29 protein-coding genes and 1 tRNA gene are annotated in these 21,856 nt (G+C 68.1%); 14 read left to right on the forward strand and 16 right to left on the reverse strand.

Annotated elements, in window-relative coordinates:
• Nucleotides 1-26: 26 nt before the first annotated feature.
• The 10 genes from GTW51_RS10135 to GTW51_RS10175 are packed head-to-tail and all read right to left on the reverse strand — an operon-like array spanning nt 27 to nt 3,641.
• Nucleotides 27-716, reverse strand: coding sequence for an SAM-dependent methyltransferase (locus GTW51_RS10135; protein WP_163043816.1), 690 nt, complete (start codon nt 714-716; stop codon nt 27-29).
• The gene (locus tag GTW51_RS10140; RefSeq protein ID WP_163043817.1) at nt 713-1,423 is read right to left on the reverse strand and encodes a hypothetical protein; all 711 of its coding nucleotides are present in this window, start codon (nt 1,421-1,423) and stop codon (nt 713-715) included. The genes GTW51_RS10135 and GTW51_RS10140 overlap by 4 nt, the downstream gene beginning before the upstream one ends.
• Complete coding sequence (locus GTW51_RS10145; RefSeq protein ID WP_163043818.1) at nt 1,420-1,557, reverse strand: hypothetical protein; 138 nt, start codon at nt 1,555-1,557, stop codon at nt 1,420-1,422. Before GTW51_RS10145 ends, GTW51_RS10140 begins: the two co-directional genes overlap by 4 nt.
• Nucleotides 1,557-2,099: a helix-turn-helix domain-containing protein gene (locus GTW51_RS10150; RefSeq protein WP_163043819.1), complete on the reverse strand. Its 543-nt coding sequence runs from the start codon at nt 2,097-2,099 to the stop codon at nt 1,557-1,559. The genes GTW51_RS10145 and GTW51_RS10150 overlap by 1 nt, the downstream gene beginning before the upstream one ends.
• Nucleotides 2,096-2,329, reverse strand: a complete 234-nt coding sequence (locus GTW51_RS24480; protein WP_163043820.1) for a hypothetical protein — start codon at nt 2,327-2,329, stop codon at nt 2,096-2,098. Before GTW51_RS24480 ends, GTW51_RS10150 begins: the two co-directional genes overlap by 4 nt.
• Entirely contained in the window at nt 2,326-2,550 is a 225-nt protein-coding gene (locus GTW51_RS10160; protein WP_163043821.1) for a hypothetical protein, read from the reverse strand. Before GTW51_RS10160 ends, GTW51_RS24480 begins: the two co-directional genes overlap by 4 nt.
• Nucleotides 2,547-2,672 carry a hypothetical protein gene (locus GTW51_RS24330; protein ID WP_281354600.1) on the reverse strand — a complete coding sequence of 42 codons (126 nt, stop codon included), beginning with the start codon at nt 2,670-2,672 and terminating at the stop codon, nt 2,547-2,549. Before GTW51_RS24330 ends, GTW51_RS10160 begins: the two co-directional genes overlap by 4 nt.
• Complete coding sequence (locus GTW51_RS10165; RefSeq protein ID WP_163043822.1) at nt 2,669-2,911, reverse strand: hypothetical protein; 243 nt, start codon at nt 2,909-2,911, stop codon at nt 2,669-2,671. The genes GTW51_RS24330 and GTW51_RS10165 overlap by 4 nt, the downstream gene beginning before the upstream one ends.
• A 47-nt stretch (nt 2,912-2,958) precedes the next feature.
• A complete protein-coding gene (locus GTW51_RS10170) occupies nt 2,959-3,336 on the reverse strand; it encodes a hypothetical protein (protein WP_163043823.1) in 378 nt (125 codons plus the stop codon).
• On the reverse strand, nt 3,333-3,641 hold the full coding sequence (locus GTW51_RS10175) for a helix-turn-helix domain-containing protein (RefSeq protein WP_163043824.1): 309 nt from the start codon (nt 3,639-3,641) through the stop codon (nt 3,333-3,335). The genes GTW51_RS10170 and GTW51_RS10175 overlap by 4 nt, the downstream gene beginning before the upstream one ends.
• Between GTW51_RS10175 and GTW51_RS10180 the strand changes: the two genes are divergently transcribed.
• The 5 genes from GTW51_RS10180 to GTW51_RS10200 all read left to right on the forward strand — a co-directional run bounded on the left by GTW51_RS10180 (nt 3,640) and on the right by GTW51_RS10200 (nt 6,619).
• Complete coding sequence (locus tag GTW51_RS10180) at nt 3,640-4,296, forward strand: LexA family transcriptional regulator (RefSeq protein ID WP_163043825.1); 657 nt, start codon at nt 3,640-3,642, stop codon at nt 4,294-4,296. The genes GTW51_RS10175 and GTW51_RS10180 overlap by 2 nt on opposite strands.
• Before the next feature lie 69 nt (nt 4,297-4,365).
• A complete protein-coding gene (locus GTW51_RS10185) occupies nt 4,366-4,680 on the forward strand; it encodes a hypothetical protein (RefSeq protein ID WP_163043826.1) in 315 nt (104 codons plus the stop codon).
• On the forward strand, nt 4,670-4,864 hold the full coding sequence (locus tag GTW51_RS10190; RefSeq protein ID WP_163043827.1) for a hypothetical protein: 195 nt from the start codon (nt 4,670-4,672) through the stop codon (nt 4,862-4,864). Before GTW51_RS10185 ends, GTW51_RS10190 begins: the two co-directional genes overlap by 11 nt.
• The gene (locus tag GTW51_RS10195; RefSeq protein ID WP_163043828.1) at nt 4,861-5,253 is read left to right on the forward strand and encodes a helix-turn-helix transcriptional regulator; all 393 of its coding nucleotides are present in this window, start codon (nt 4,861-4,863) and stop codon (nt 5,251-5,253) included. Before GTW51_RS10190 ends, GTW51_RS10195 begins: the two co-directional genes overlap by 4 nt.
• A gap of 103 nt (nt 5,254-5,356) precedes the next feature.
• A complete protein-coding gene (locus GTW51_RS10200; RefSeq protein ID WP_163043829.1) occupies nt 5,357-6,619 on the forward strand; it encodes a site-specific integrase in 1,263 nt (420 codons plus the stop codon).
• Between the two features lie 102 nt (nt 6,620-6,721).
• Here the strand turns inward: GTW51_RS10200 and GTW51_RS10205 are convergent.
• Nucleotides 6,722-6,797, reverse strand: a tRNA-Thr gene (locus GTW51_RS10205).
• Nucleotides 6,798-7,013: 216 nt separating this feature from the next.
• On the opposite strand from GTW51_RS10205, the gene GTW51_RS10210 reads away from it, so the two are divergent.
• The 3 genes from GTW51_RS10210 (at nt 7,014) to GTW51_RS10220 (ending at nt 9,897) form a co-directional block, all read left to right on the forward strand.
• A complete protein-coding gene (locus GTW51_RS10210; protein WP_163043830.1) occupies nt 7,014-7,820 on the forward strand; it encodes an exonuclease domain-containing protein in 807 nt (268 codons plus the stop codon).
• A gap of 67 nt (nt 7,821-7,887) precedes the next feature.
• Nucleotides 7,888-9,552, forward strand: a complete 1,665-nt coding sequence (locus GTW51_RS10215) for a cisplatin damage response ATP-dependent DNA ligase (protein WP_163043831.1) — start codon at nt 7,888-7,890, stop codon at nt 9,550-9,552.
• 72 nt (nt 9,553-9,624) lie between these two features.
• Complete coding sequence (locus GTW51_RS10220; RefSeq protein ID WP_163043832.1) at nt 9,625-9,897, forward strand: DUF6460 domain-containing protein; 273 nt, start codon at nt 9,625-9,627, stop codon at nt 9,895-9,897.
• Between the two features lie 33 nt (nt 9,898-9,930).
• On the opposite strand, the gene GTW51_RS10225 is transcribed toward GTW51_RS10220, so the two are convergent.
• A complete protein-coding gene (locus tag GTW51_RS10225; protein WP_163043833.1) occupies nt 9,931-10,833 on the reverse strand; it encodes a histone deacetylase family protein in 903 nt (300 codons plus the stop codon).
• A 160-nt stretch (nt 10,834-10,993) separates the two neighbouring features.
• Here GTW51_RS10225 and GTW51_RS10230 point away from each other — a divergent pair, with 160 nt between their 5' ends.
• The 3 genes from GTW51_RS10230 to GTW51_RS10240 all read left to right on the forward strand — a co-directional run bounded on the left by GTW51_RS10230 (nt 10,994) and on the right by GTW51_RS10240 (nt 14,057).
• Nucleotides 10,994-12,313, forward strand: coding sequence for an MATE family efflux transporter (locus GTW51_RS10230; protein WP_246232956.1), 1,320 nt, complete (start codon nt 10,994-10,996; stop codon nt 12,311-12,313).
• A gap of 174 nt (nt 12,314-12,487) precedes the next feature.
• On the forward strand, nt 12,488-13,588 hold the full coding sequence (locus GTW51_RS10235; RefSeq protein ID WP_163043834.1) for a PAS domain-containing protein: 1,101 nt from the start codon (nt 12,488-12,490) through the stop codon (nt 13,586-13,588).
• Between the two features lie 22 nt (nt 13,589-13,610).
• Nucleotides 13,611-14,057: a response regulator gene (locus GTW51_RS10240; protein ID WP_163043835.1), complete on the forward strand. Its 447-nt coding sequence runs from the start codon at nt 13,611-13,613 to the stop codon at nt 14,055-14,057.
• A gap of 12 nt (nt 14,058-14,069) precedes the next feature.
• On the opposite strand, the gene GTW51_RS10245 is transcribed toward GTW51_RS10240, so the two are convergent.
• Both GTW51_RS10245 and GTW51_RS10250 read right to left on the reverse strand, forming a co-directional pair.
• Complete coding sequence (locus GTW51_RS10245; RefSeq protein WP_163043836.1) at nt 14,070-15,173, reverse strand: quinone-dependent dihydroorotate dehydrogenase; 1,104 nt, start codon at nt 15,171-15,173, stop codon at nt 14,070-14,072.
• Nucleotides 15,170-15,517: a DUF952 domain-containing protein gene (locus GTW51_RS10250; protein ID WP_163043837.1), complete on the reverse strand. Its 348-nt coding sequence runs from the start codon at nt 15,515-15,517 to the stop codon at nt 15,170-15,172. The genes GTW51_RS10245 and GTW51_RS10250 overlap by 4 nt, the downstream gene beginning before the upstream one ends.
• 125 nt (nt 15,518-15,642) lie before the next feature.
• Here GTW51_RS10250 and GTW51_RS10255 point away from each other — a divergent pair, with 125 nt between their 5' ends.
• Nucleotides 15,643-16,062 (forward strand): hypothetical protein, encoded by a 420-nt coding sequence (locus GTW51_RS10255; RefSeq protein WP_163043838.1) that lies wholly within the window; start codon nt 15,643-15,645, stop codon nt 16,060-16,062.
• Nucleotides 16,063-16,069: 7 nt separating this feature from the next.
• On the opposite strand, the gene GTW51_RS10260 is transcribed toward GTW51_RS10255, so the two are convergent.
• Nucleotides 16,070-17,050, reverse strand: a complete 981-nt coding sequence (locus GTW51_RS10260; protein WP_163043839.1) for an alpha/beta hydrolase — start codon at nt 17,048-17,050, stop codon at nt 16,070-16,072.
• Between the two features lie 103 nt (nt 17,051-17,153).
• Between GTW51_RS10260 and GTW51_RS10265 the strand changes: the two genes are divergently transcribed.
• Nucleotides 17,154-17,597, forward strand: a complete 444-nt coding sequence (locus GTW51_RS10265; RefSeq protein ID WP_163043840.1) for a secondary thiamine-phosphate synthase enzyme YjbQ — start codon at nt 17,154-17,156, stop codon at nt 17,595-17,597.
• Between the two features lie 89 nt (nt 17,598-17,686).
• Nucleotides 17,687-18,346 (forward strand): response regulator transcription factor, encoded by a 660-nt coding sequence (locus GTW51_RS10270; RefSeq protein ID WP_425483237.1) that lies wholly within the window; start codon nt 17,687-17,689, stop codon nt 18,344-18,346.
• A gap of 21 nt (nt 18,347-18,367) precedes the next feature.
• Here the strand turns inward: GTW51_RS10270 and GTW51_RS10275 are convergent, their stop codons facing one another.
• On the reverse strand, nt 18,368-21,835 hold the full coding sequence (locus GTW51_RS10275) for a hybrid sensor histidine kinase/response regulator (protein WP_163043842.1): 3,468 nt from the start codon (nt 21,833-21,835) through the stop codon (nt 18,368-18,370).
• Nucleotides 21,836-21,856 lie beyond the last annotated feature (21 nt).

Here is a 21,856-nt window from a genome sequence, read left to right on the forward strand (position 1 = left end):
CTCGTCTGACAAACGCGGCGCACCCATCACGCCACCTCGAGGAGCGGACAGGCGGGCACCGGACGCGGCGCACCGAAACGCTCGGCATCGTCCTTGCGCGTCATCGCCTTGCGGCTGGGCGGGATCCAGAGCGGCGCGCGCGGCCGCGCCAGGGCGCCGCCGTCGTCCTTGCGCCAGATCAGCCAGCAATAGTCGGTCAGCGTGTCGCCGTCCGGCTCCCAGCGGCCGCGATGCATCGGCACGCGCTCGACATAATAGGCGATCTGCGTCGGCGGCGTGTCGCGGTAGAGCCCGGCGAACCGCCCCTTGCCATGCAGGAAGGTCGGCCGCACCAGCATGGCGACGCCCTGCCGGGCGCGCTCGAGCGACAGTCGCGTGAATTCCAGCGCCTTGTTGAAGGGCGGGTTGGTGATGATCCAGCCGGCCGCGATCGGCGTCTCGAACATCTCGTCGAGGAAGTCGCGGCACCCGCCATAGCCATAAGGAAAGACGTCGGTCGCCACGACGGCGCCGAACGTCTCCTCGAGCACGGCCGCCATGTGGCCTTCGCCGCAGGCCGGTTCGTGAACCGTCATGCGGTTGCGGCCGCGCATGCCGAGCCCGTGGCGCAGGAAAGCCCGCGTCGCCCAGGGCGGCGTCGGGAAATAGTCCAGCCCGCCCGGCGGCTCGACCCGGCGACGGGCGATGGCGCGCGCGCCTTTCAGGGCGGGCATCATCGGGCGGATCTTTCGGGCGCGTCGATTTTCGCGCGGTGGACGGTGAAAGTGACGGCCACGACCCACGGGTTTGCGTTCCAGCCGTAGCCGCGCTTGGCGTTCAGGCCATCCCACAGCGTCCGATAGCTTTCTCGAGGATCAGAGAAGTGGCGCTTGGCGATGTCGTCACCGCGCAGATAGTCGTGCCAGCCCCACGCGCTCGGCATTCCCGCTGCGTAATCCTTTTTGATGCCCTCGGCGATCGCGTCCGCCTCGCTGATCTCCTGCAGCCGCTGCACGCGCACGTCGGTCACGATCAGCGTTAGGAGCGAAGCCCAGCGCGGCATGAACATGCCTGGGCGAAGCTTTCCCGTGAGGCGAGCGCGATCGTCGTCTGCCTCGCAGGCGATGTGAGCGTGGGTCGGGATGTCGCGCGGCGGGAACCTGTCGAACGCTGCGCCGGTACGCCACGCCTCGCGCACCCACAGGCGGTCGCCGACGGCGTAGCCGGCGCGCTGCATGGTGATGACGCCGCAGCCGTCGTTGCCTAGCGCGATGCGGCCGCATGCCTCGTCCTCGTCGAAGTGGAGCGAGGCCGTGCAGAGTAGGCCGGGGCTCGTTTCAAAGCTGTCCGGCTGCGGATTGAGCACGCGCCGCGTCTGCGTCTTGCTGCCGTCGAGCAGCGCGCGGACCATCGGGCCGGAGAAAAGGATTGGTCGCGCGGTCATAGGGCACGCCCCTTGATGAAGGCGAAGACGGCGAACAGCGCCCAGCCAGTGGCGGCCAGCCAGAGGCCGACGACGAGCGTCGCACCCACGGCGACGAGCGCGGCCAGTGTCGTGATGAACCAGAGAACCTGCATCACCACTCACCCCCGCTCATCAGGCTCGCCAGCTGCTCGAGCTCGGCATCGAGCGCAGGATCGGCGTCGCGTTGGTCCTCGACCGCCTTCATGGCGACGCAGATCGCCGCCGGCGTCAGCTCGAGCGCCCGCGCGATCTCGGCGGCGCGCACGTTCAGCCCCTGGTTGACGACGGCGATCGCCCGCCGGCGGAAATCGGCGGCCTTCAGCCAGGCCGGATCGTTGGTGGCGCGGCGCGAGGGATCGTGCCGCCGCACTTCGGCGGGATCCTCGCCGGCGCGGTGGCAGACCAGGGCGAGCGCCGCGAAAAAGCAGGTACGCACCAGGCGCGAATGTTCGTCCGGCTGCGCCGCCGCTCGGCCAAGCCGCCCGGCCGCCGCGCGAAGCTTCGCCAGCATGGCTGGGCGGGGCGTCACGCCAGCGTTGACCAAGCGCCGGTAGTGTTTTTCAGAGACCCCGGCGAGCCCGGCGAGCTGCTCGCGCGAAACGCCAGCGGCCAGTCGCTTGGCCTCAATCTGGAACAGGGGAGATTGTGCGTTCACGCCGCCTTCTCCTCGATCAGGGCGGCGCGGATCCGGGTACGCGTCAGCGGCGACGGGCCCGGCTTGGCGCGCAGCAACAGGACGTTGTCGGAAAGCTCGACCTCGATCAGCGTCACGCCGGCGGTCGGCCATTCGGCGTTGATCGCCGCCACGATTGCGTCGACCGCCGCCGGCTGCTCGGCCTTATCCAAGGGCAGCTTTTCGCAGAGGCAGACCTCGATTGCGGTCACGTCAGCACCTCGTCGAGCGCCGAGATCAGCGCCTCGCTGGCGCGCAGCCGCAGTTCGGCCCGGTAGCGCGGATGCCAGTGCTTGTCGCCGAGCGGAAGGCCCATGGTCTTGGAGCCGGATACGTCGCTCGCCTCGGCCGCGCGGAGGCTGGCGACCTGATCGATCGTCTTGGCGCGGTGAACGACCGCGGCCGCGCGAATGCCGTGAAGGTCGATCTTCATGACACCACCAGCGCCGCGAAGATGCTGCCAAGCAGCACGACCAGGCCGGCAAGGCCGGCCATTGCCAGGAAGGCCAGCAGCACCGTGCTGCAGACCTCGCCGCCGTCATCGCCCGGCATCATCGACGCAACCCCGCAAGGATCGCCACCGGCGAGGCGTCGCCGCGCAGCACCGAGCAGCGATAAAGATGCTCGGTGCGAAACCGCAGCTTGGCCGCGTCGAGCGCCATGTCGGTCATCTCGAAACCGACATGATAGCGCACGTCGTCGCGCACTTGCTGCTCGGCTTGTGCCGTTGCTTGCGCCGCCATGTGAGCGCGCGTCGCCCGCGCGGCCGCCATGTCGTCAATCGTCATCGCCATGCCAGTTCCTCCTGTTGCGCCGGCGCTCGAGCGACCGCTCGATCGCCTCAAGGCTCCTGAAAAAGAGACGCTTGATCAGGGCGCGAGCCCGCCGCGCCTCGGCGGCCAGCGCGGCGCCGACGGATCGTCTCAAGCTCATTCTCGATCTCGCTCGTTTGGCTGTTGATGCGGGCCGTGTGGGCGTCGAGCGCCTCGACAGCGAGCCGCAGGAGCCGGGCGTATTTCCCCGACACGTCGGTCATTTCGCGTGCCCGCTTGTGCAGCCGTAGGAAGTAGCTGGCCGGCACGCCGGTCTTGCGATTGAGGCGGTTGCGCACCGCCTCGTCTGTGTCGCCGGGACCGCGATACTCCTCGCGGTGCAACCGCGCCGCAAAGGCGCGCGCCTCCGCGACGGCGGGTTCCAGCCCGTCGAAGGTCAGGCTCACGGGATGATCTCCGGATGTTTTTCGGCCGGATGCGGCCGCACTTCGGTCAGACATGGTCGACCCCTCCTGTCAGTTTGGGACATGGAAGGAGAGGCGCTGCTATGATGTTCGACAGCAGGGGACGGGTAGAAGTCGGAAGCAGATACCCGTCCGCATGTCGCATGAATGATCCGCCCCATGATGAGAGGCCGCGGAATGCGTTCGCCGCGCACATATCGACCGACCGTGCCCTGGGGGACGCCGATCCGCTGGGCGAAGGCGCTCTGGGTTTCGTTGGTCTCGGAGAGAAAATCATCAAGCGTCATGCGCTCGAAGAAAGTCCAAAATGGTTTCACAAGTCAAGAGGAAAAATCCATTTCGGTGTTAGACCGAAACGGACTATCCAGCTACGCCGAAGGGATGAGCAACCTTCGCCACTACCGACTACAGGCTGGGATGAGTCAGGCGCGCCTGGCCGAACTCGCCAAGACCAGCCAGCCTCAGATCAACAAGCTGGAGATCGGGGACCGCAAGCTGACCCGCGAATGGGCCGAGCGTCTGGCGCCCCACATCAACGCGACCGCGCAAGAACTGCTGTTCGGGGAGCTTCACCGTACCTATGCGCCGATCGTCGGCTACGTCGGCGCGGGGCAGGCGGTCTATTCGGGGGCGGCACCCGAGAACGAGCGGGTCGAGGTTCCGCCCAGCGCGCGGGGCCCGGTCGAAGTGGTCGTGGTGCGCGGCGATTCGATGTACCCGGTCTATCGCGACGGCGACCGGATCATTTTCGAAGGCATCAGCCGTTCGGTCGAGGAGCTGATCAATCGCGAGTGCATCGTCGAGCTGGCGGATGGCCGCAAGTTGATCAAGACCATTCGTCGGACCCGTGATGGCCTTGCGCTGGAGAGCTTCAACGCGCCTCTGATCGCCGATCCCATCATAAGCGCCGCGTGGCTCGTGCGTTGGGTTGAGCGTCGATAATCCATTTCGGTATTGACAGATTAAACCATTTTGGATTTTCTGCCTTCGTTCTCAATAACGGAGGCTTCCATGTCCATTGCCTACACGACCGGCGGCAACCCGCCACCGGACATCCTGCTGAACGACACCCAGAAGCAGGCCCTTGATCGGCTTTGCCGTAACCGCTACCGGCGCGGCCGCAATCGCTGGGAAACGCCTGGCGACCAGGACATCAGTTTCGACGTCGCCGCGCTGCTGAAGCAGAAGAACCTTGCCGTCATTCGGCACGGCTCCGGACGCGACCGGATTGAAGCGACCGGGCTCGGCCTCGAGATCCGGCAGATGATCCGCCGCAAGCGTGGCGAACGCCGCCTGAAGCAGCGGGAGCGCTCCAATGCGGAGTGACCGGCGGGATCCGCTGCAGCAGTTCCTGCTCGGCTGCGGCCTCGCGATTGGAATGACGGCGACCTTCGGGCCACCGATCACCTGGGCGCTGCAGCGCGCCGAGGCGAGCATCGAGCGCGAGAACGTGCGCAACCAGGAGAACTTCGTGGGCTTCCGCACCGCCGCCGGGGAGCAACTGCGATGAGCGCGCCAGCACTTAATAAATGTCCGGACATTCCTGCACTTAACAAATGCCCGGACATTTCTCGTCCGTCGATCGCCGAAAAGTTCCTCGGCGTCGACGAGCTGGCCGAAGCGCTCGGCATCTCGGTCGAGCGGTTGAAGGCGTCGGCCTGGCGCATGCATGCCAAGGCGGGCTTCCCGCCGCGGCTGCCCGGTTGCGGCTGGCGCTGGTCGCGACGTGCGGTCGAGGTCTGGATCGACGCGACCGGGGTTCCCGCCAGCGACGAGCAGCGCGAAGAGCTTACGGGCGGGGCAGACAACTCGGCCCTCCGGCCGAACGCCGCTCCAATGCTGCGCCTCGTCGACGGACAGCGCGCCTCGCTCGAGGCGCGCTATGGTGGCCGCACGTGACGGTCGCCGACTATGCCGCTCGGCTCCTGGCCGAGCGGCTTGCCGTCCTCGAGCGGCTGATCGAAGCTGCCGAGGCGGCGCTGCCGAAGAAGGAGACAAGCCGGTGAGCAAGCCCCCGAAGATCCCGCTCGTCGCCTGGCGCGACGGGCGCCCGCGCTTCGTGCCGGGCGCCGCCCTTCGCGCGCTCGGCTATAAGGGCGAGGATCTCCGGCACGGTGACGGCACCTGGTACAGTGTCGGTGAGGCGACCGACTGGTCGCTGGAACGCGCGGCCGAGATCCAGCGCCGGCGCGTGGCAGATCTCACCGCCGCCAACCGCCGGCGGCCGAAGGGCGCGAGGCCCCTGCGCCAGGCGCCGGTGGTCTATTCCTTCGCGCGCCTGTTCGAGGACTGGCAGCGCAGCCCGCGTTGGGGCGAGGCGACCGCCGTCGGCAAGCGCGACGTCAAGGCCTATGCGCTCAACACCCGCAACAACTATCGCCAGGCGATGAAGACCTTCGAGAAGCACGATCCGGAGTTCTATCACGCGGCCGTCGCCGTGCTGACGCCGCAGCTCGCCTTCGGCCTGTTCGAGGATCTCTGGGAACAGCGCGGCCTGTCGTCGGCGCGCGCCGTCATGGCGACGCTCTCGGCCGCGATCTCCTGGGGCCGCCGGCGCGGGCGTGTCACGCTCGCCGGCAATCCCTGCATCGGCCTCGGCTTGACCACGCCGGAGCCGCGTGTGCGCTTCGGCACGCGCGAGGAGATCGCCGCCCTGGTCGCGACGGCCGACGCTCTGGGGCGCCCGGAGATCGGCGACATGGTGATGCTGGGGGTCTGGACCGGGCAGCGCCAGAACGATCGCCTTGCCCTCGTCGCGCACAAGACCGAGCTCGCCCGCGGCCGCCGCGTCTTCCGACAGAAGAAGACCGGCGCGATCGTCGAGATCTTCGAGGCGCCGGAGCTCAAGCGCCGCCTCGTCGCCAGCCGCAAGCGCCGCGAGGTCGCCGGTATCGTCGATCCGCAGATCGTCCTCGACGAGCGCCAGTGGCGCCCGTTCAAGGCGCACCACTACCGCCACACCTTCGGCGAGATCCGCGATCAGGCGGCCGCCGGCATCAAGCGCGAGGGATCCGACGAATGGCGCCTGGCGCCGTGCCCCTCACTCGCAGACTTTCACGATCAGGATCTGCGCGACACGGCCGTCACCTGGATGGGCTTCGCCGGCGCGACGATCGCGCAGATCTGTTCCGTCACCGGCCACTCGGCGCAGTCCGCCCACACCATCCTCAAGCACTACCTGGCGCAGCACCCCGACATGGCCGACACCGCGATCGGCAAGATGGTCGCCTGGTTCGACGAGCCGGACGAGGGCGAGAGCGAGTGAAAGAGAACGCCATGAGAACCCCGTGAGACGGGTTCAAGTCTCACGGCGTCTCACGTGTTCCCCGCTTGTTCACGGTCGCCGCTTCTAACTTATTGGAATTGTTGGTGCCGCTTGCAGGACTCGAACCTGCGACCCCATCATTACGAATGATGTGCTCTACCACCTGAGCTAAAGCGGCCCGCGCATGGCTCTCGCCCGCGAACCGGGCTCTGATAGCCGCAATCGGCGCCGGGTTCAAGCGGCAATGGGGGTCGCGGGCCGGCCAATGTGGTGAGCCGGCGGCAGGGGAGGCGGGCAAACCGGAGAGGGCATCGAATATTCCAGCCAGTCCGCTATGACCCTGCGACCGCCGTGCGACTTGCGCCGCGTCGCCACAAGCCCGATCTTCTCCCCGATGTCCGACCTGTTCCCGCCCGTTCCCACCACGCTCTCGCTGTTCGACGATCGGCCGCCGCCGGTCGTCCGTGTCATCGATACCGAGACAGCCGGCCAGAAGCTGTCGGAGGATGCGGTGATCGAGATCGGCTCGGTGGACATCGATCTCGCCAGCGGCGCGATCGTCAACCCGATGCGCAGCTTCTGCGACCCGGGCGGCGCGGTGATCAATCCGCATGCCCGCCGCGTCCACCGGATCACCGACGCCATGCTCGACGGCGCGCCACCTTTTGCCGAGGCGCTGAAATCCTTCGCCGGGGCGCCCATCTATGCCGCACAGCGCGCCGAGTTCGACCGCTCCCGGCTGCGCCTGACCGGCCGCTGGTTGTGCACCCACAAGCTGGCGCTGCGGGCGTTTCCGACGCTGCCGGCGCACGGGTTGCAGAGCCTGATCAAATACGTGCCGCTCGGGCTTTCGCCGGTGGCGCCGCTGCTGGCGGGCGAGCACCCGCATCGCGCGCTCTACGACGCCGCCTGCACCGCCGTGTTGCTGGCCGCCATCACGGCGAAGCTGCTGCCGCGCTGCGCCGATCTCGCCGATTTCCTCGAGCGGGCCGAAAGGGTCTCGCTCGAGCCGGCGCTGCTCGCACGGTTCCGCTTTGGCCGCCACAAGGGCGTCGATCTGGCGCGGGTTCCCGACGCCTATCTGGAATGGCTGCTGCGCGAGCCGGGCGTGGATGCCGACACGCTCTTCACCGCGCGCCACCATCTGCGCCAGCGCGGCATCCGCGGCACCCGCGTCCTGCCGGCCGCCGCGGCCGGGTAGAGCCGGCCGGTGACCGCAGGCCGCGCCGCGCTATCTGCGCTGGCGACCTCAATGCCGCCGGATGGACATGCAGCGTTTCGCCGAACTTCTCGACCGACTGGTGCTGACGCCCGCGCGCAACGGCAAGCTGCGGCTGCTGCGGGATCACTTCGCCGCGGTGCCGGATCCCGAGCGGGGTTATGCGCTGGCGGCGATCACCGGCGGGCTCGACATATCGAGCGTCAAGCCGGCGATGCTGCGCGGGCTGATCGCCGAGCGCATGGACGAGGTGCTGTTCGGCTATTCCTACGACTATGTCGGCGATCTCGCCGAGACGATCGCGCTGGTCTGGCCGGCGCCGCATGACGGCGTCCGCGCCATCGCCGAGCCGCCGACCCTGTCGGAAGTGGTCGGCGCGCTCGATGCGGCGACGCGCCGAGAGGGACCGCTGCTGATCGAAGCGTGGCTGGACCGCCTCGACTCCTCGGGGCGCTACGCCCTCCTGAAGCTGGTTACTGGCGCGATGCGCATCGGCGTCTCGGCCCGGCTCGCCAAGCAGGCGCTGGCCGATTTCGGCGGCCAGGACATCGCCGCCATCGAGGAGCTCTGGCACGGGCTCGAGCCGCCTTACGAGCCGCTTTTCGCCTGGCTGGAGGGCCGTGCCGAGAAGCCAGAATCGGCGGCAGCCTCGCCGTTCCGCCCGGTCATGCTGTCGCATGCGCTGGAAGCGCCGGACTACGGGAGGATTGAGCCCGGCGTCTATGCGGCGGAATGGAAATGGGACGGCATCCGCGTCCAGGCGACCGCCGAGCGCGGCGTGCGCCGGCTCTATTCGCGCACCGGCGACGACATTTCCGGCGCCTTTCCGGACCTCGTCGACTTCATGACCTATGACGGCTCGCTCGACGGCGAGCTGCTGGTCGCCCGGCCGGTGGACGCAAAGTCCGGCAAGCCGAAGGTCGCGGCGCACCCCGAGCCCCCGCGCGACGACATCGTCGTCGGCACGTTTTCCGACCTGCAACAGCGGCTGAACCGCAAGGCGGTCTCCGCCGCGGTGCTGAAGCGCTATCCGGTGTTCCTGCGCGCCTACGACCTGCTGCAGGCGGGCGGCGAGGATCTGCGCGGCCTTCCCTTCGCCGAGCGGCGCAAGCGGCTGGAGCTTTTCCTCGTCGGCCTCGTGCCCTCGCGCTTCGACCTCTCGCCGCTGGTGCCGTTCGACCGGTTCGACGACCTCGGGCCGTTGCGCGCCGAGCCGCCGCATCCGGTCATCGAGGGGCTGATGCTGAAACGCTGGGACTCGGTCTACGTGCCCGGCCGGCCGAAGGGCCCGTGGTTCAAGTGGAAGAAGGACCCGCGCCTGGTCGATGCCGTGCTGATGTATGCCCAGCGCGGCCATGGCAAGCGCTCGAGCTATTATTCCGACTATACGTTCGGCGTCTGGACCGGGCCGGAGGACGATCTGGAGCTGGTGCCGGTCGGCAAAGCCTATTTCGGCTTCACCGACGAGGAGCTGAAGCAGCTCGACAAATATGTCCGCGACAACACGGTGGAGCGCTTCGGCCCCGTCCGCTCGGTCCGGGCCGAGCCCGACCACGGGCTGGTCATCGAGGTGGCGTTCGAAGGACTGGCGCGTTCGACCCGCCACAAATCCGGCGTCGCGATGCGGTTTCCGCGCGTCTCGCGGCTCAGATGGGACAAGCCGGCCTTCGAGGCCGACCGCCTGGAAACGCTGCAGGCGATGCTGCCGGATTAGCTCGACTTCTTGCGCCGCAGCGCCCGCTCGCCTACCTGCCCGACAGGGGACGCGCAGCACGAGAGGCGGATCATGTCGGAACGGGTCAACAGTTTTCTCGGAGGATCGCCGCTCAGCGTCGCGATCCGTCTGATCCTTCTTTCCATTGCGGTCGGGCTGATCCTCTCATGGTTTTCCTTCAGCCCCTGGGACGTCATCGACTGGTTCGTCGACCTGTTCGACTGGCTGTGGATCACCGTCTTCGGCTCGCTCGACCGGGCGTTCGACTTCTTCCTCCTCGGCGCGGCGATCGTCATCCCGCTGTTCATCATCTCGCGGCTTTTCAGCATGGGCGGCCGCCGCTGAGGCGATGGCGCTAAACGCGGGGACTCTCATCGGTCACGCAAATTCCCCCGCGACGCGGTGCACGATCGTATGCCGACGTGCCAGCGCTTCGATGTCGCGCGAGTAGCCGCCGCCGATGACGGCGGCTACGGGAACGGCGCGGTCGCGGAAGAAGCCGATAACGGTGCGGTCGCGCTCGGCGAGGCCCTGGTCGGTCAACGACAGCCGTCCGAGCCGGTCGTCGCCATGCGGGTCGACCCCGGCGTTGTAGAAGACCAGTTCCGGCCGTGCGATGTCGAACGCCGTGTGCAGCGCCGCCCAGAGCGCCGCCAGATAGGCCGCGTCGCCGGTGCCGTCGGGGAGCGCCACGTCCCAGTCCGACTGCGCCTTCACCGCCGGGTAGTTCTTCGCCCCGTGCAGCGACAGCGTGAACACGCGCGGCTCGCCCGCGAAGATCCGCGCCGTGCCGTCGCCCTGATGGACGTCGCAGTCGACGACGAGGATGCGACCGACATCGCCCTCGGCGAGCAGCCCGGCGGCCGCGACGGCGACGTCGTTGAACACCGAGAAGCCGGCGCCGCCGTTTCGCCCGGCATGGTGGCTGCCGCCGGCGGTGTTGCAGGCGAGCCCCTCGGCGAGGGCCAGCTTCGCGGTCAGCACCGTGCCACCGGTCGCGCAGCGCGAGCGCAGGGCGACCTTCTCGTCCACCGCGAAACCGATCGCCTTCTCGATCGCCGCCGGTACGGTCCGGCTCAGCACCTGGTCGACATAGAGCGGGTCGTGGGCAAGGCGCAGCCACTCAGGCGACGCGGGTGTCGGCACGTGGAACCCGCCGGCGGAAACGATCCCGTCCTCGACGAGGATCTCCGCCAGCCGGCTGAATTTCGACATCGGAAAGCGATGGCTGGCGTCGAACTGCGCGTCGAAGGCGGGGTGGTGGATGATCGGAACGCTCATGCCGCCGCAAGATAGGTCACGGCCGCCAGCCATGCAGCTTTTGCTTGCGCGGCGGATGCGCCGATGGCACCCACGAATGATGCGGCGCGACGACGACGATCCGGAACCGAGGGCGATCGCGGCGGCGCCGGGTGGTGCTGCGCCGTTCGTTCGGCCGTTCATGGTCGGCCATCGCGACGTCTGGCGGATCACCCTGCCAATGACGCTGGCGTTCCTGACGACGCCGCTGCTCGGTCTCACCGACACGGCCGTGGTCGGGCGGATCGGCGATGCCGAGGCGCTCGGTGGTCTCGCCGTCGGCGCCCTGGTCTTCGACTTCGCTTTTTCGACCTGCAACTTCCTGCGGACGGGCACCACCGGGCTCACCGCCCAGGCGGTCGGCGCCGAGGATCACCGCGAGGTGCAGGCGGTGTTCTGGCGCGCCATCGCGCTCGCCCTCGTCATCGGCCTGGTGCTGATACTCGCCGAGCCACTGGTCACCGCTCTCGGCCTGCTCGCCATCGCGCCCGGCGAGGGCGTTGCCGAGACCGTGCGGACCTATGTCTTCGTGCGGATGTTTTCTGCGCCCTTCGCGCTGCTTAATTACGCCATCCTCGGTCACGTACTGGGGCGGGGCCAAGGCGGCCTCGGGCTCGGCCTCCAGATCGTCGTCAATGGCACCAACATCGGCCTCTCTGTCCTGTTCGGCCTGGTCCTCGAATGGGGCATTGCCGGCGTCGCCTTCGGCACGGTGTGCGGCGAGGCAGTGGGGGCGCTCGTCGGCCTGTGGATCGTCATTCGCGGCTTCGACCGGCGGGACAGGCCGTCGCGGCAGGCGATCATGGAGCGGCAGGGCTTCCTGCGGATGGTCTCAGTCAATCGCGACATCATGATCCGCTCCTTCTGCCTGCTCGGCGCCTTCGTGCTGTTCACCCGGCTCGGGGCGCAGCTCGGCGCCGTGGTCCTGGCAGCCAACGGCATCCTGATGAACCTCTTCCTCGTCGGCGGCTATTTCCTCGACGGCATGGCGACAGCGGCCGAACAGCTCGTCGGCCGCTCGATCGGCGCGCGTTTTCGCCCGGCCTTCGACCAGGCCGTGCGCCTTACGATTGGATGGGGCATCGGCCTGTCGCTGCTGCTGTCGGCGCTCTTCCTCCTCGCGGGTGAAGCGCTCGTCGCCTTCCTCACCACGGACGTGGCCGTGCGCCAGTCGGCCGGCACCTATCTCGCCTGGGCGGCGATGACCCCTTTTGCCGGCGCCCTGGCATTCATCATGGACGGTGTCTTCATCGGCGCGACGTGGTCGCGCACGATGCGCGACATGATGCTCGTGTCCGTCGCCCTCTTTGCCGTCGCTGCCTACGGCTTGACCGGGCTCTACGGCAATCACGGGCTCTGGCTGGCGATGCTGCTCTTCCTGGGGTTGCGCGGCTTCAGCCTGCTGGCACTGCTGCCGCGGCGGCGCGACCAGAGCTTCCCGGCACCTGGCGGAACGCCGTGATGTGCCGCTGTCGCTGACCGTCAGATCGCCGTGATGAACGCGGTGTTACCGGCCCGTTACTAGGTGGCGGGGGAACAGAATCTGCCGCCCTCACGTTAGCCGACCGCCATAAACATAGCGTGGCATAGAGATTTAGGCCGGATCATCCCGACTCACTCCAACGGTCCCCGAGGCATGAAACAGCGCGACGACTGGCATCTGACCGAGATCATCGGCCATGAACTTGGACGCGGGGATCCCTTCGCGGCCGCCATTCGCGGTACGCGCATGTCGATGATCATCACCGACCCGCGGCGGGAGGACAATCCGATCGTCTTCGCCAATCAGGCCTTTCAGGACCTGACCGGCTACGATCGCGACGAGATCATCGGCCGCAACTGTCGCTTCCTCCAGGGCGCCGAGACGGATGGCGCTGCGATTGACCAGGTGCGGCAGGCCATTGCCCAGGAGCGATCGGTCAATGTCGATCTCCTCAACTACCGCAAGGACGGGACGACCTTCTGGAATGCGCTGTTTGTCAGCCCGGTCAGGGGCGACGATGGCGACGTCCAGTTCTTCTTCGCCTCGCAACTCGACATGACGCATCGGGTGGAGACGGAAAGGACGCTGGCCCGCCAGAAGGAAATCGTTGAGGCGGAGGTTCTCGCTCGCACGCAGGATCTCGAGGCGGCGCTGGAAGCCAAGACGCTGCTGCTCCACGAGGTCGATCACCGCGTCAAGAACAATCTGACGATGATCGGCTCGCTGCTTCGCCTGCAATCCCGCTCGCTGCCTGATGCGCAGTTCCGCCGGACGCTCGAGACCATGCTGGAGCGGGTGGATGCACTCGCAGCCGTGCATCGCCGGCTTTACCAGAACGACGACATCACGCGCTTCGACATCGGCGCCTTTGCCGAAAGCCTGGCCGAGGATGTGCTGGGCGCCAGCGGACGCTCGGACATTATGCTCAGCAGCCGATGCGAGACGGTCCACATCGCCGCCGATCAGGCGGCACCCGTCGGCCTGATCCTCAACGAGCTGATCACCAATGCTGTCAAGCACGCTTACGACAACGGCAGGGGTGGCGAAATTTCCCTTGGCGTGCGGCAGGTGGACGGGCACGCGCTGATCGATCTGCGCGACGACGGGCCGGGTTTCGACCCGGACGCTGCCTTTGATGGTTCCGTGGGCCGGTCGCTGGTCGCGCGTCTGTCGCGGCAGATCGGCGCGGAGACAGAATGGAACGGGGCGGCGTCCGGCACGCATGTCTCGATCCGCTTCCCGGTGGCGTCGTGACCGACAATCAAGGATGACAGTAATGCGTACGTCGCCCCTCAAGTTTCTGATCGTCGAGGACGAGGCGCTTCTCGCGATGGACATCGAGGCCATGATCGAGGATGCCGGCCACGAGGTCATCGGCGAAGCGAGTTGCCTGCGCCTTCTGCAGGGCCTGCCGGTCGAGGTGAAAATGGATGTCGCATTCGTCGATATCCAGCTCGCCGAAGGCTCGAGCGGTCTCGATGCCTGCGCCTACATCCGCGAGGTCTGGCCGCAGGCCTACGTCATCTACGTGACAGGCAATCCCCGCAAGGTGCCGAACGACTTCGCAGGTGGGCACGGCATCCTGCCGAAGCCGTTCGTGCGCAGCGACGTGTTGCGGGTGATGCGGTATCTGGAAGAGGGTGTGTTCGACCCGCCGCCATCGTCGCAGCCACCTGCCAGCTTCGTGCCCGCACCGGCACTGGCGGACTCCTGGAGCAGCTAGGGACGATCCGTCTCAGGCGATGCCCGGCGGCGGCGACGCCAGCACCTCGTCCACCTTCGTATCGCGAATATCGGCGATGTGGGCCGTCCTTGTCCGATCCAGATGCCTGAGCATGCCGGTGAGGATACGGGTCGGCAGTTCCGGCCCGTCATAGACGAGGCCCGTGTAGAGCTGCACCAGATCGGCGCCCGCCTCGATCTTGCGAATGGCGGTCGCAGCGCTGTCGACGCCGCCCACGCCGATCAGCGGAAAATTCGGCCCGAGCGCCTTGCGGAATTGCGCCAGCACATAAGTCGAGAGCGCCATCAGCGGTCGGCCGGACAGGCCGCCGGCCTCGTGCAGGCTGGGGTCGGCGCCGAGATCGGGCCGGGATAGGGTGGTGTTCGAGACGATCAGCCCGTCAACCTTGCGCTTGATCACCGCCTCGGCAATCTCCTCGACCTGGCCCGGCGCAAGATCAGGCGCGACCTTGACGAACAGCGGCTTGCGCGGCGTCGCCGACAGCGCCGCGTAGCCGTCCCGCGCGGCGATCACCGCAACCAGCAGCCGGTCTAGTTCCGACCCGCTCTGGAAGGCGCGCAGCCCCGGCGTGTTGGGCGAGGAAATGTTGATCGTCAGGTAGCTCGCCAACGCCTCGAAGCGGTTCACCCCCTCGACATAGTCGGCGACGCGGTCGGCCGAATCCTTGTTGGCCCCGACATTGACCCCGACGATGCCGAACTTGCGTGCCCGCGCTTCCAGGCGCTCGGCCGCGTCGGCGTGCCCCTCGTTGTTGAAGCCGAGCCGGTTGATGACGGCGCGCTGCTTCTCCAGCCGGAAGATGCGCGGCTTGGGGTTGCCCTCCTGCGGCTGCGGCGTCAGCGTGCCCACTTCGACGAAGCCGAAGCCGAGCCGCAACGCCGCGTCCGGCACCTCGGCATTCTTGTCGTAACCGGCGGCAAGGCCGAGCGGATTGGAAAAGGCGATGCCGGCCACCTCGACGCGTAGCCGATCATCGACGGGAACGTTCATTCTCGGCACCAGGCCGCGCTTCAGCGCCGCCAGCGACAGCCCGTGCGCCCGCTCGGGATCGAGCCGGAAGATCGCCGGGCGCGCCAGTTGGTACAGGCGTTTCATCGCACCGTGCCGGGAAACTGGTGGTGCCCGTCCGGCGCCAGCGGCAGGTCCTCGCGCCACAGCACGGCGTCGAGCATCAGGGGCCCGTAGAGATGCGGAAACAGCGCCCCGCCGCGGGACGGCTCCCAGCGGAGCGCCTCGCCAAGGCGCTGCGGATCGACGGCTATGAGGACAAGATCGCGCTGGCCCGCGAAGTGCCGCGCGGCGGTCTCGCGCACCTGCGCGCCGGTGGAGAAATGGATGAAGCCGTCGGCCTCGTCCACCGGGGCGCCGTCGAAGCGGCCACTGGCCTTGGCCGCCTGCCACAGCGGCAGCGGGGCGATCTTGTAGATGGGCTCGTCCATGGCCGCTGGGTTGCCAGAGGCCGGCGGATACGTCAATCGGCCGTCGCCATGAGACGGTCACGCCAGGCGTCTAGGACTCGAAAGATCCAATTGCCCGCAGCGGGCCGGGGATAAGGAAGCGCTCGATGATCCGCCTGATGTCTCTCATGGTCGCCGGCATCGCCCTGCTCGGCACTGCCGCCTCCGCCCAGGACGAAGTGGCTGCCGGCCGATACCAGATGCAGCCGGTCGACGGAGGCCTTGCCCGTCTCGACACCCAGACCGGTGCGATCGTCTTCTGCCGGTCCGAGGCGGGAACGGTTGCCTGCGATGACACGCCGCGCGGCCCCGGTCGTGACCAAGAGATGTCGCGTCTGGATGCGCTCGAAAGTCGCGTCGAGGCGCTGGAGGCGAGCCGGCGGGCACTGGTCGACCGGGACGATGCCGACTACGCCGTCGAGCAGATGAAGAAGCTGTTCAGCGGCTTCGCCGACATCGTGCGGGATCTCGAGCGCGACGTGTCCCGCCCGGAACCGGACGACGCGACGCCGCCTGACCGCACCTGATCGCGGCTCAGATCGGCGACGCCATCTTCCGTCGCAGGAACTCTTCCATCTTCGCCAGCGACTGGCGTCCTGCCTCGGTGGGAAACGACTCGAAGACATGCGCGCCGCCATTGGTCAGCGACAGCTCCGCCTCGTTGCCGGCGGCGACCCAGCGCGCTGCCATGAACAGCGTGTCGTCGATCAGGAGATCGCCGGTGCCGCAGCTGAACAGCGCCGGCGGCAGGCCCGCGAGGTCGGCATAGATCGGCGACACCGCCGGGTCCTTCAGCGAGATGTGGTCCGGCACGAAGCGCAGGACGAATTCCTTGACGTCCTCGGTGTTCAGCACCAGCCGTTCATCGCCGAAGCGACGCACGCTCGGCGTCAGCGAGAGATCGTAGCAGCCGGCGACGAGGTTGGCGGCCTTGTAGGGCATCATCGAATACTCGTCGCGCAGCCGGATCATCGTCAGCACGGCAAGATGCGCGCCGGCCGACTCGCCACCGATCGCCAGATAGCCGCGCGGCAGGTCGAGATGGCCGTTGGCGAGCGCCACGGCGACGTCGGTGCAGTCGTCCGGCGCGGCCGGGAACGGATGCTCCGGCGCCAGCCGATATTCCACCGAGGCGACCGTCAGCCCGGTCGTGTCGGCGAGCTGGCGCAGCCGCGGATCGGATTCCTCGGCGCCGCCGAATACCCAGCCGCCGGCGTGGAAGTGCAGGAACGTGCCGCGCGTCTGGCCGTCGGAGGGCCGGAGCACGCGGATCTCGATCCGGCGCCCCGCCGAGCCGAAATGCACCAGCGTCTCGGCCGCCTTGTCCTTCGGCGCCATGACGAAGGTGCCGAAGCCGGCCTTGCGCAACTCGCGGGTCTTTTCCACCGGCACCGACCAGGGGTCAGGACGCTTCTTGTGCTCGGCGATGATCCGTTCGTTGAGCGCAGTGAGCTCCGGATCCGTCAGTGCCGGATCGAACGCTGCCGGATCGATTGTCAGATGCGCCTTGGCCATTGCCGTTTCCTCTTTTGCAAACGACAAGCTAGGACGGTGGGCACGCGGGAGTAGGGCGAAAAGCGTGCCGTCGGCATGCGCCGGGTCCCCGGAGGGAGCGGCGATGCAACAGCATATCGAGATCCTCACGATCGAAACGCCCGGCCGCGCGATGCTCGACGTCAGCCGCTGTGTCGATGAGCGGCTCCGTGCCGCCGGCGCCGCGGACGGGCTCGTCACGCTGTTCGTCCGCCACACGTCGGCATCGCTGCTGATCCAGGAAAACGCCGATCCCGACGTCCAGCACGACCTCCTCGCGGCGCTCGACGGGCTCGCCCCCGAAGATGGCGACTACGTTCATACGATCGAGGGTCCGGACGACATGCCGGCCCATATCAAGGCGGCGCTGACGGCGACCAGCCTTGCCGTTCCGGTGATGGGCGGCCGGATGATGCTCGGCACCTGGCAGGGCGTCTATCTCGTGGAGCACCGGGCCCGACCTCATAGGCGCGAGATCGTCCTGCACTTCGCCGGAAGCCTGTCTGCCTCCACGGAAGGCGGCGCTTGATCCGCGGCGGCATAGGGTATTGAAGGGACGCGCGGGGGGAACGGCGATGACATGCTGGCGACGGGGCTGACCACGGCAGGGAGGGGCGCTTGATGGGCCAGGTGTTTATCGTGGCGGACGATCATCCGCTGTTTCGGGGGGCGCTACGCGAGATCCTCGCGTCACTGCCCGAGCCTGGCACGATCGTCGAGGCCGCCGATTTCGACGAGACCGCCCGCGCGCTGGCAGACAATCCCGAGGCCGACCTGCTGCTCCTGGATCTCGCCATGCCCGGCACGAGCGGGCTTTCCGGCCTGGCGCTGTTGCGCGCCGAGTATCCCTCCATCCCCATCGCCATCGTTTCCGGCATCGAGAATGCGCCGATCGTCGCGAGAGCGCTGGATCTCGGTGCGTCCGGGTTCATCCCCAAATCAACCGGCTTCGAGGAGATCCGCCGCGCGATCCAGACGCTGCTCGCCGGCGATGTCTGGCTGCCGCCGGACGTGCCGCTCGATGCCGAGCGCGATCCGGAAGTGACCGAGCTGATCCAGCGCATCCGCACGCTCACCCCGCAGCAGACCCGCGTGCTGACCATGCTCGGACGGGGGCTGCTGAACAAGCAGATCGCCTACGAACTCGGCATCTCGGAAGCGACGATCAAGGCGCATGTCTCGGCGGTGTTGCTCAAGCTCGGCGTCGACAGCCGCACCCAGGCGGTGATCCGGCTCTCCAAGCTCGGCATCGATCTCGACACCGGCTTTCTAGCCTGAAGCGACGGCTCCCCCTCGTGCCTATTCGGCCGCTTCCCGCCGGCCGCCGCGCCGCGCCATGGCGGCCCTGAGCGAGGCCGGCCGCAGCGGCTTGGTCAGGACGTCGACATCGACGCTGAGCGCCTCCTCTCGCAATTGCGGCGATCGGTCTGCCGTCACCAGGATGGCCGGAAGCGCGGGGTCGAGCACACGGCGCAGCAGGACGATCGCCTCCAGCCCGGTGCCGAAGTCGAGATGATAGTCGACCAGCGCGATGTCGGGGACGGCGCCGCGGGCGACGAGGTCCGCCGCCGCCTCGGCGCCGGTCGCATAGGTGTCGACAAGGCAGCCCCAGCCGCTGAGGAGCGTCTTCATGCCGTCCCGGATCGAGGCTTCGTTGTCGATGCAGAGCACATGCGTGCCGCGCAGCGACAGCCCGCCGGGCGCCGGGACCGCCTCCGCCGCTGCGATCTCGACCGGCCTTGTCCGCGCCAGCGGCAGGCCGACGCGGAAGCGGGTGCCGCGGCCATGCTCGGAGGTCGCGGTGATCGGCAGGTCGAGCACGCGGGCGATCCGGTCGACCACCGACAGGCCGAGCCCGAGGCCGCGCGCGGTCCGGGTTCCCTCGTCGAGCCGCACGAATTCCTGGTAGATCGACTGCAGCTTGTCGGACGGGATGCCGATGCCGCTGTCGGCGACCTCGATCTCGATGCGCCGGTTGCCGCGGTGGCGCACGCCGACGACGACCTTGCCGGCGGGCGTGTATTTCACCGCGTTGGACACGAGGTTCTGGATCAGCCGCCGCAGCAGATTGCGATCCGTGCGCACTGCGACGCTGGTGGCGACGAAGCGCAGCGACAGCCCCCTTTCGTCCGCCAGCGGCCTGATGTCGGTCTCTATCTGGCGCAGCAGCGGCCCGAGCGGGAAATCCTCGATCTTCGCCTGCATGCCGCCGGCATCCAGCCGCGAAATGTCGAGCACAGCGCCGATGATCGCCTCGACCGCTTCCAGCGACGAGCCGATATTTGCCGCGATCTCGGTGCCCGGCAGGTTCTGGTGCCGCTCCTGCAGCGCCGAGACATAGAGCCGGGCGGCGTTCAGCGGCTGCAGGATGTCGTGCCCGGCGGCGGCCAGGAAACGCGTCTTGCCGAGATTGGCGGCGTCGGCGGCGTGGCGCGCCTTGCCGAGCTCGGCATTGGCGGTCAGCAGTTCGGCGGTGCGGTTGCGCACCCGTTCCTCCAGCGTCTCGTTCATCTCGCGCAGCGCCGCGGCGCGCCGCACCCGCTCGGTCATGTCGGAGACGGTGGCGACGAGCCCGCCCTCCGGCATCGGGTTGGCGCGGAATTCGAGCACCCGGCCGGACTGGATGAGGCTGATCTGCCGCAGCGCCGGCGGGCGCGTCAGCACCTCGAAGCTCGCCCGGTATTCGGCGCGGTCGATCTCGCCGGCGCCGAGCAGTTCCTCGAGGACGACGGTGAGCGGCGTGCCGATCTGGCCGAATTCCGGCGACAGCCCGACCAGGTCGCGGAACTGCCGGTTCCAGAAGGTCAGCCGGTAGTCGGCATCGAAGATCGCCAGGCCCTGGTCGACCTGCTCCAGCGCGATCCGCAGGAGATCGCGATTGTACTGCAGCGCCTCGGAGGCGTCGTCGAGTAGCCGCAGGGCCGACGGGCTCGACTTGGCGTGGCGCTGGAACAGCAGGGAGAGCACCAGCCGCGAGGAGGCCGAGCCGATCGCCGAGGTCAGCAGCTGCTCCGAGAAGCGGATCGTGGCGCTATCGGCGGGCGCTGCCTCGTCGAGATCGCGCTCTTCGCCCTCGGCAAACCGCGCCAGCGAGCGGTCCGTGCGTTCGGGCCCGAGATAGCGGGCGATCGTCGCGCGGAGTTCGCCGACGGTGACGTCGGCGCGGGTCCGGCGCAGCCCCGCCGCCGGTCCGGCGTCGCTGGAGGCGAAGATCGCCGCCTGGATTCGCTCCAGCGGCTTGGATTGCCGGCTGAGCGAACCGAGGACGAGAAACACGACATTGGCCGACAGGCTGACGAGGCAGCCGTAGAGCAGCGGGTCCATTGCCGGGCCGGGAGCCGCGAGGCCGTCGAGGGAGTCCGCCACGACGGCCGGACCGAACAGCGCCGGCAGCAGCAGCGTGTAGGCCCAGCCGACGATGCCGGCGATGAGCCCCGCCATGGCGCCGCGGGCATTGGCCCGCTTCCAGTAGAGTCCGGCCAGGAACGCAGGCGCCAGCTGGGCGATGGCGGCGAAGGACAGGAGGCCGATCGAGGCGAGGCCGCTGCCGATGCCGGCAAAGCGGTAATAGCCATAGCCGAGGAACACGACGACGAGGATCGCCGATCGCCTGACATTGAGGATCAGCCTTGTCTCGTCGCGCTTGTTGTCGGCGCCGTGGCCGCGGTGCTTGAGAAGCCACGGCAGGACGAGATCGTTCGAGATCATGATCGACAGGGCGACGCTGGCGACGATCACCATGGCGGTCGCCGCGGAAAGCCCGCCGAGAAACGCAAACAGCGCCAGCGCATCCTGGCCCTGCGACAGCGGCAAAGACAGCACGTAGAGATCGGCGTCGACGCTCGGACCAAGCATGAGCACGCCGGCCGCGGCGATCGGCGCGACGAAGATGTTGATCAGCACCAGATAGAGCGGGAACAGCCAGCGGGCGCGGCGGATCTCCTCGCGCGTGCGGTTCTCCACCACTGTCATGTGGAACTGCCGCGGCAACAGCAGGATGACCAGCGCGCTGAGGCCCATGGAGGCGAGAAAATGCCCGCCGATCTGGCCGTCGAACGTCGCTGCGAAGCCCGGGTGCGCCTTCGCCGCGGACAGGAGTTCCCGCGGCTCGAAGAGGACGAAGGTCGCCCAGATGCCGACGGCGAGAAACGCCCCGAGCTTGACCAGCGATTCCATCGCGACGGCCAGCACCAGCCCGTCCTGGTGCTCGGTGGCGTCGGCATGGCGGGTGCCGAAGAGGATGGCGAACACGCCGAGCACCGTCGCCACCAGCAGCGCCAGGTCGGCGAACATCGGCGGCATTTCCGGGGTCGCGGAATAATGCGTCACCAGCGTCGCGACGCTGGTCGAGATCGCCTTCAGCTGCAGCGAGATGTACGGAACCGTGCCGATGATGGCGATGACCGTCGCCAGCGCCGCCACCGAGGGATTCTTGCCGTAGCGCGAGCCGATGAAGTCGGCGACGGTGGTGATCCGCTCGGCCTTGGCGTGGCGCACCAGCCGCTCGATGAAGCGCGGCGCCAGGACGAAGACCAAAATCGGCCCGAGATAGATCGCCAGGAACGACAGCCCTTCGCGCGCGGCGACGCCGACCGAGCCGAAGAACGTCCACGACGTGCAATAGACCGCAAGGCTCAGCGCATACACGCCGGGACGGCTGATGCGTGCCGGTGGCTGGCGCGTAGCGCGCCGATCGCCCCACCAGGCAACCGCGAAGAGCAGCAGCAGATAGACGATCGCCGTGACGACGATGATTCCGCTATGCAAACCGGCCTCCCCGACCGGCGG

The sequence above is a fragment of the Aurantimonas aggregata genome (assembly GCF_010500835.1).
In the GTDB taxonomy this organism is placed as follows: Bacteria; Pseudomonadota; Alphaproteobacteria; order Rhizobiales; family Rhizobiaceae; genus Aurantimonas; species Aurantimonas aggregata.

Coding starts and splice junctions, on each gene's coding strand:
- GTW51_RS10135 (WP_163043816.1), bottom strand. CDS start 716: ATGATGCCCGCCCTGAAAGGCGCGCGCGCCATCGCCCGTCGCCGGGTC.
- GTW51_RS10140 (WP_163043817.1), bottom strand. CDS start 1,423: ATGACCGCGCGACCAATCCTTTTCTCCGGCCCGATGGTCCGCGCGCTG.
- GTW51_RS10145 (WP_163043818.1), bottom strand. CDS start 1,557: ATGCAGGTTCTCTGGTTCATCACGACACTGGCCGCGCTCGTCGCCGTG.
- GTW51_RS10160 (WP_163043821.1), bottom strand. CDS start 2,550: ATGAAGATCGACCTTCACGGCATTCGCGCGGCCGCGGTCGTTCACCGC.
- GTW51_RS24330 (WP_281354600.1), bottom strand. CDS start 2,672: ATGATGCCGGGCGATGACGGCGGCGAGGTCTGCAGCACGGTGCTGCTG.
- GTW51_RS10165 (WP_163043822.1), bottom strand. CDS start 2,911: ATGGCGATGACGATTGACGACATGGCGGCCGCGCGGGCGACGCGCGCT.
- GTW51_RS10180 (WP_163043825.1), top strand. CDS start 3,640: ATGCGCTCGAAGAAAGTCCAAAATGGTTTCACAAGTCAAGAGGAAAAA.
- GTW51_RS10175 (WP_163043824.1), bottom strand. CDS start 3,641: ATGACGCTTGATGATTTTCTCTCCGAGACCAACGAAACCCAGAGCGCC.
- GTW51_RS10185 (WP_163043826.1), top strand. CDS start 4,366: ATGTCCATTGCCTACACGACCGGCGGCAACCCGCCACCGGACATCCTG.
- GTW51_RS10190 (WP_163043827.1), top strand. CDS start 4,670: ATGCGGAGTGACCGGCGGGATCCGCTGCAGCAGTTCCTGCTCGGCTGC.
- GTW51_RS10195 (WP_163043828.1), top strand. CDS start 4,861: ATGAGCGCGCCAGCACTTAATAAATGTCCGGACATTCCTGCACTTAAC.
- GTW51_RS10210 (WP_163043830.1), top strand. CDS start 7,014: ATGTCCGACCTGTTCCCGCCCGTTCCCACCACGCTCTCGCTGTTCGAC.
- GTW51_RS10215 (WP_163043831.1), top strand. CDS start 7,888: ATGCAGCGTTTCGCCGAACTTCTCGACCGACTGGTGCTGACGCCCGCG.
- GTW51_RS10220 (WP_163043832.1), top strand. CDS start 9,625: ATGTCGGAACGGGTCAACAGTTTTCTCGGAGGATCGCCGCTCAGCGTC.
- GTW51_RS10225 (WP_163043833.1), bottom strand. CDS start 10,833: ATGAGCGTTCCGATCATCCACCACCCCGCCTTCGACGCGCAGTTCGAC.
- GTW51_RS10230 (WP_246232956.1), top strand. CDS start 10,994: ATGGTCGGCCATCGCGACGTCTGGCGGATCACCCTGCCAATGACGCTG.
- GTW51_RS10235 (WP_163043834.1), top strand. CDS start 12,488: ATGAAACAGCGCGACGACTGGCATCTGACCGAGATCATCGGCCATGAA.
- GTW51_RS10240 (WP_163043835.1), top strand. CDS start 13,611: ATGCGTACGTCGCCCCTCAAGTTTCTGATCGTCGAGGACGAGGCGCTT.
- GTW51_RS10245 (WP_163043836.1), bottom strand. CDS start 15,173: ATGAAACGCCTGTACCAACTGGCGCGCCCGGCGATCTTCCGGCTCGAT.
- GTW51_RS10250 (WP_163043837.1), bottom strand. CDS start 15,517: ATGGACGAGCCCATCTACAAGATCGCCCCGCTGCCGCTGTGGCAGGCG.
- GTW51_RS10255 (WP_163043838.1), top strand. CDS start 15,643: ATGATCCGCCTGATGTCTCTCATGGTCGCCGGCATCGCCCTGCTCGGC.
- GTW51_RS10260 (WP_163043839.1), bottom strand. CDS start 17,050: ATGGCCAAGGCGCATCTGACAATCGATCCGGCAGCGTTCGATCCGGCA.
- GTW51_RS10265 (WP_163043840.1), top strand. CDS start 17,154: ATGCAACAGCATATCGAGATCCTCACGATCGAAACGCCCGGCCGCGCG.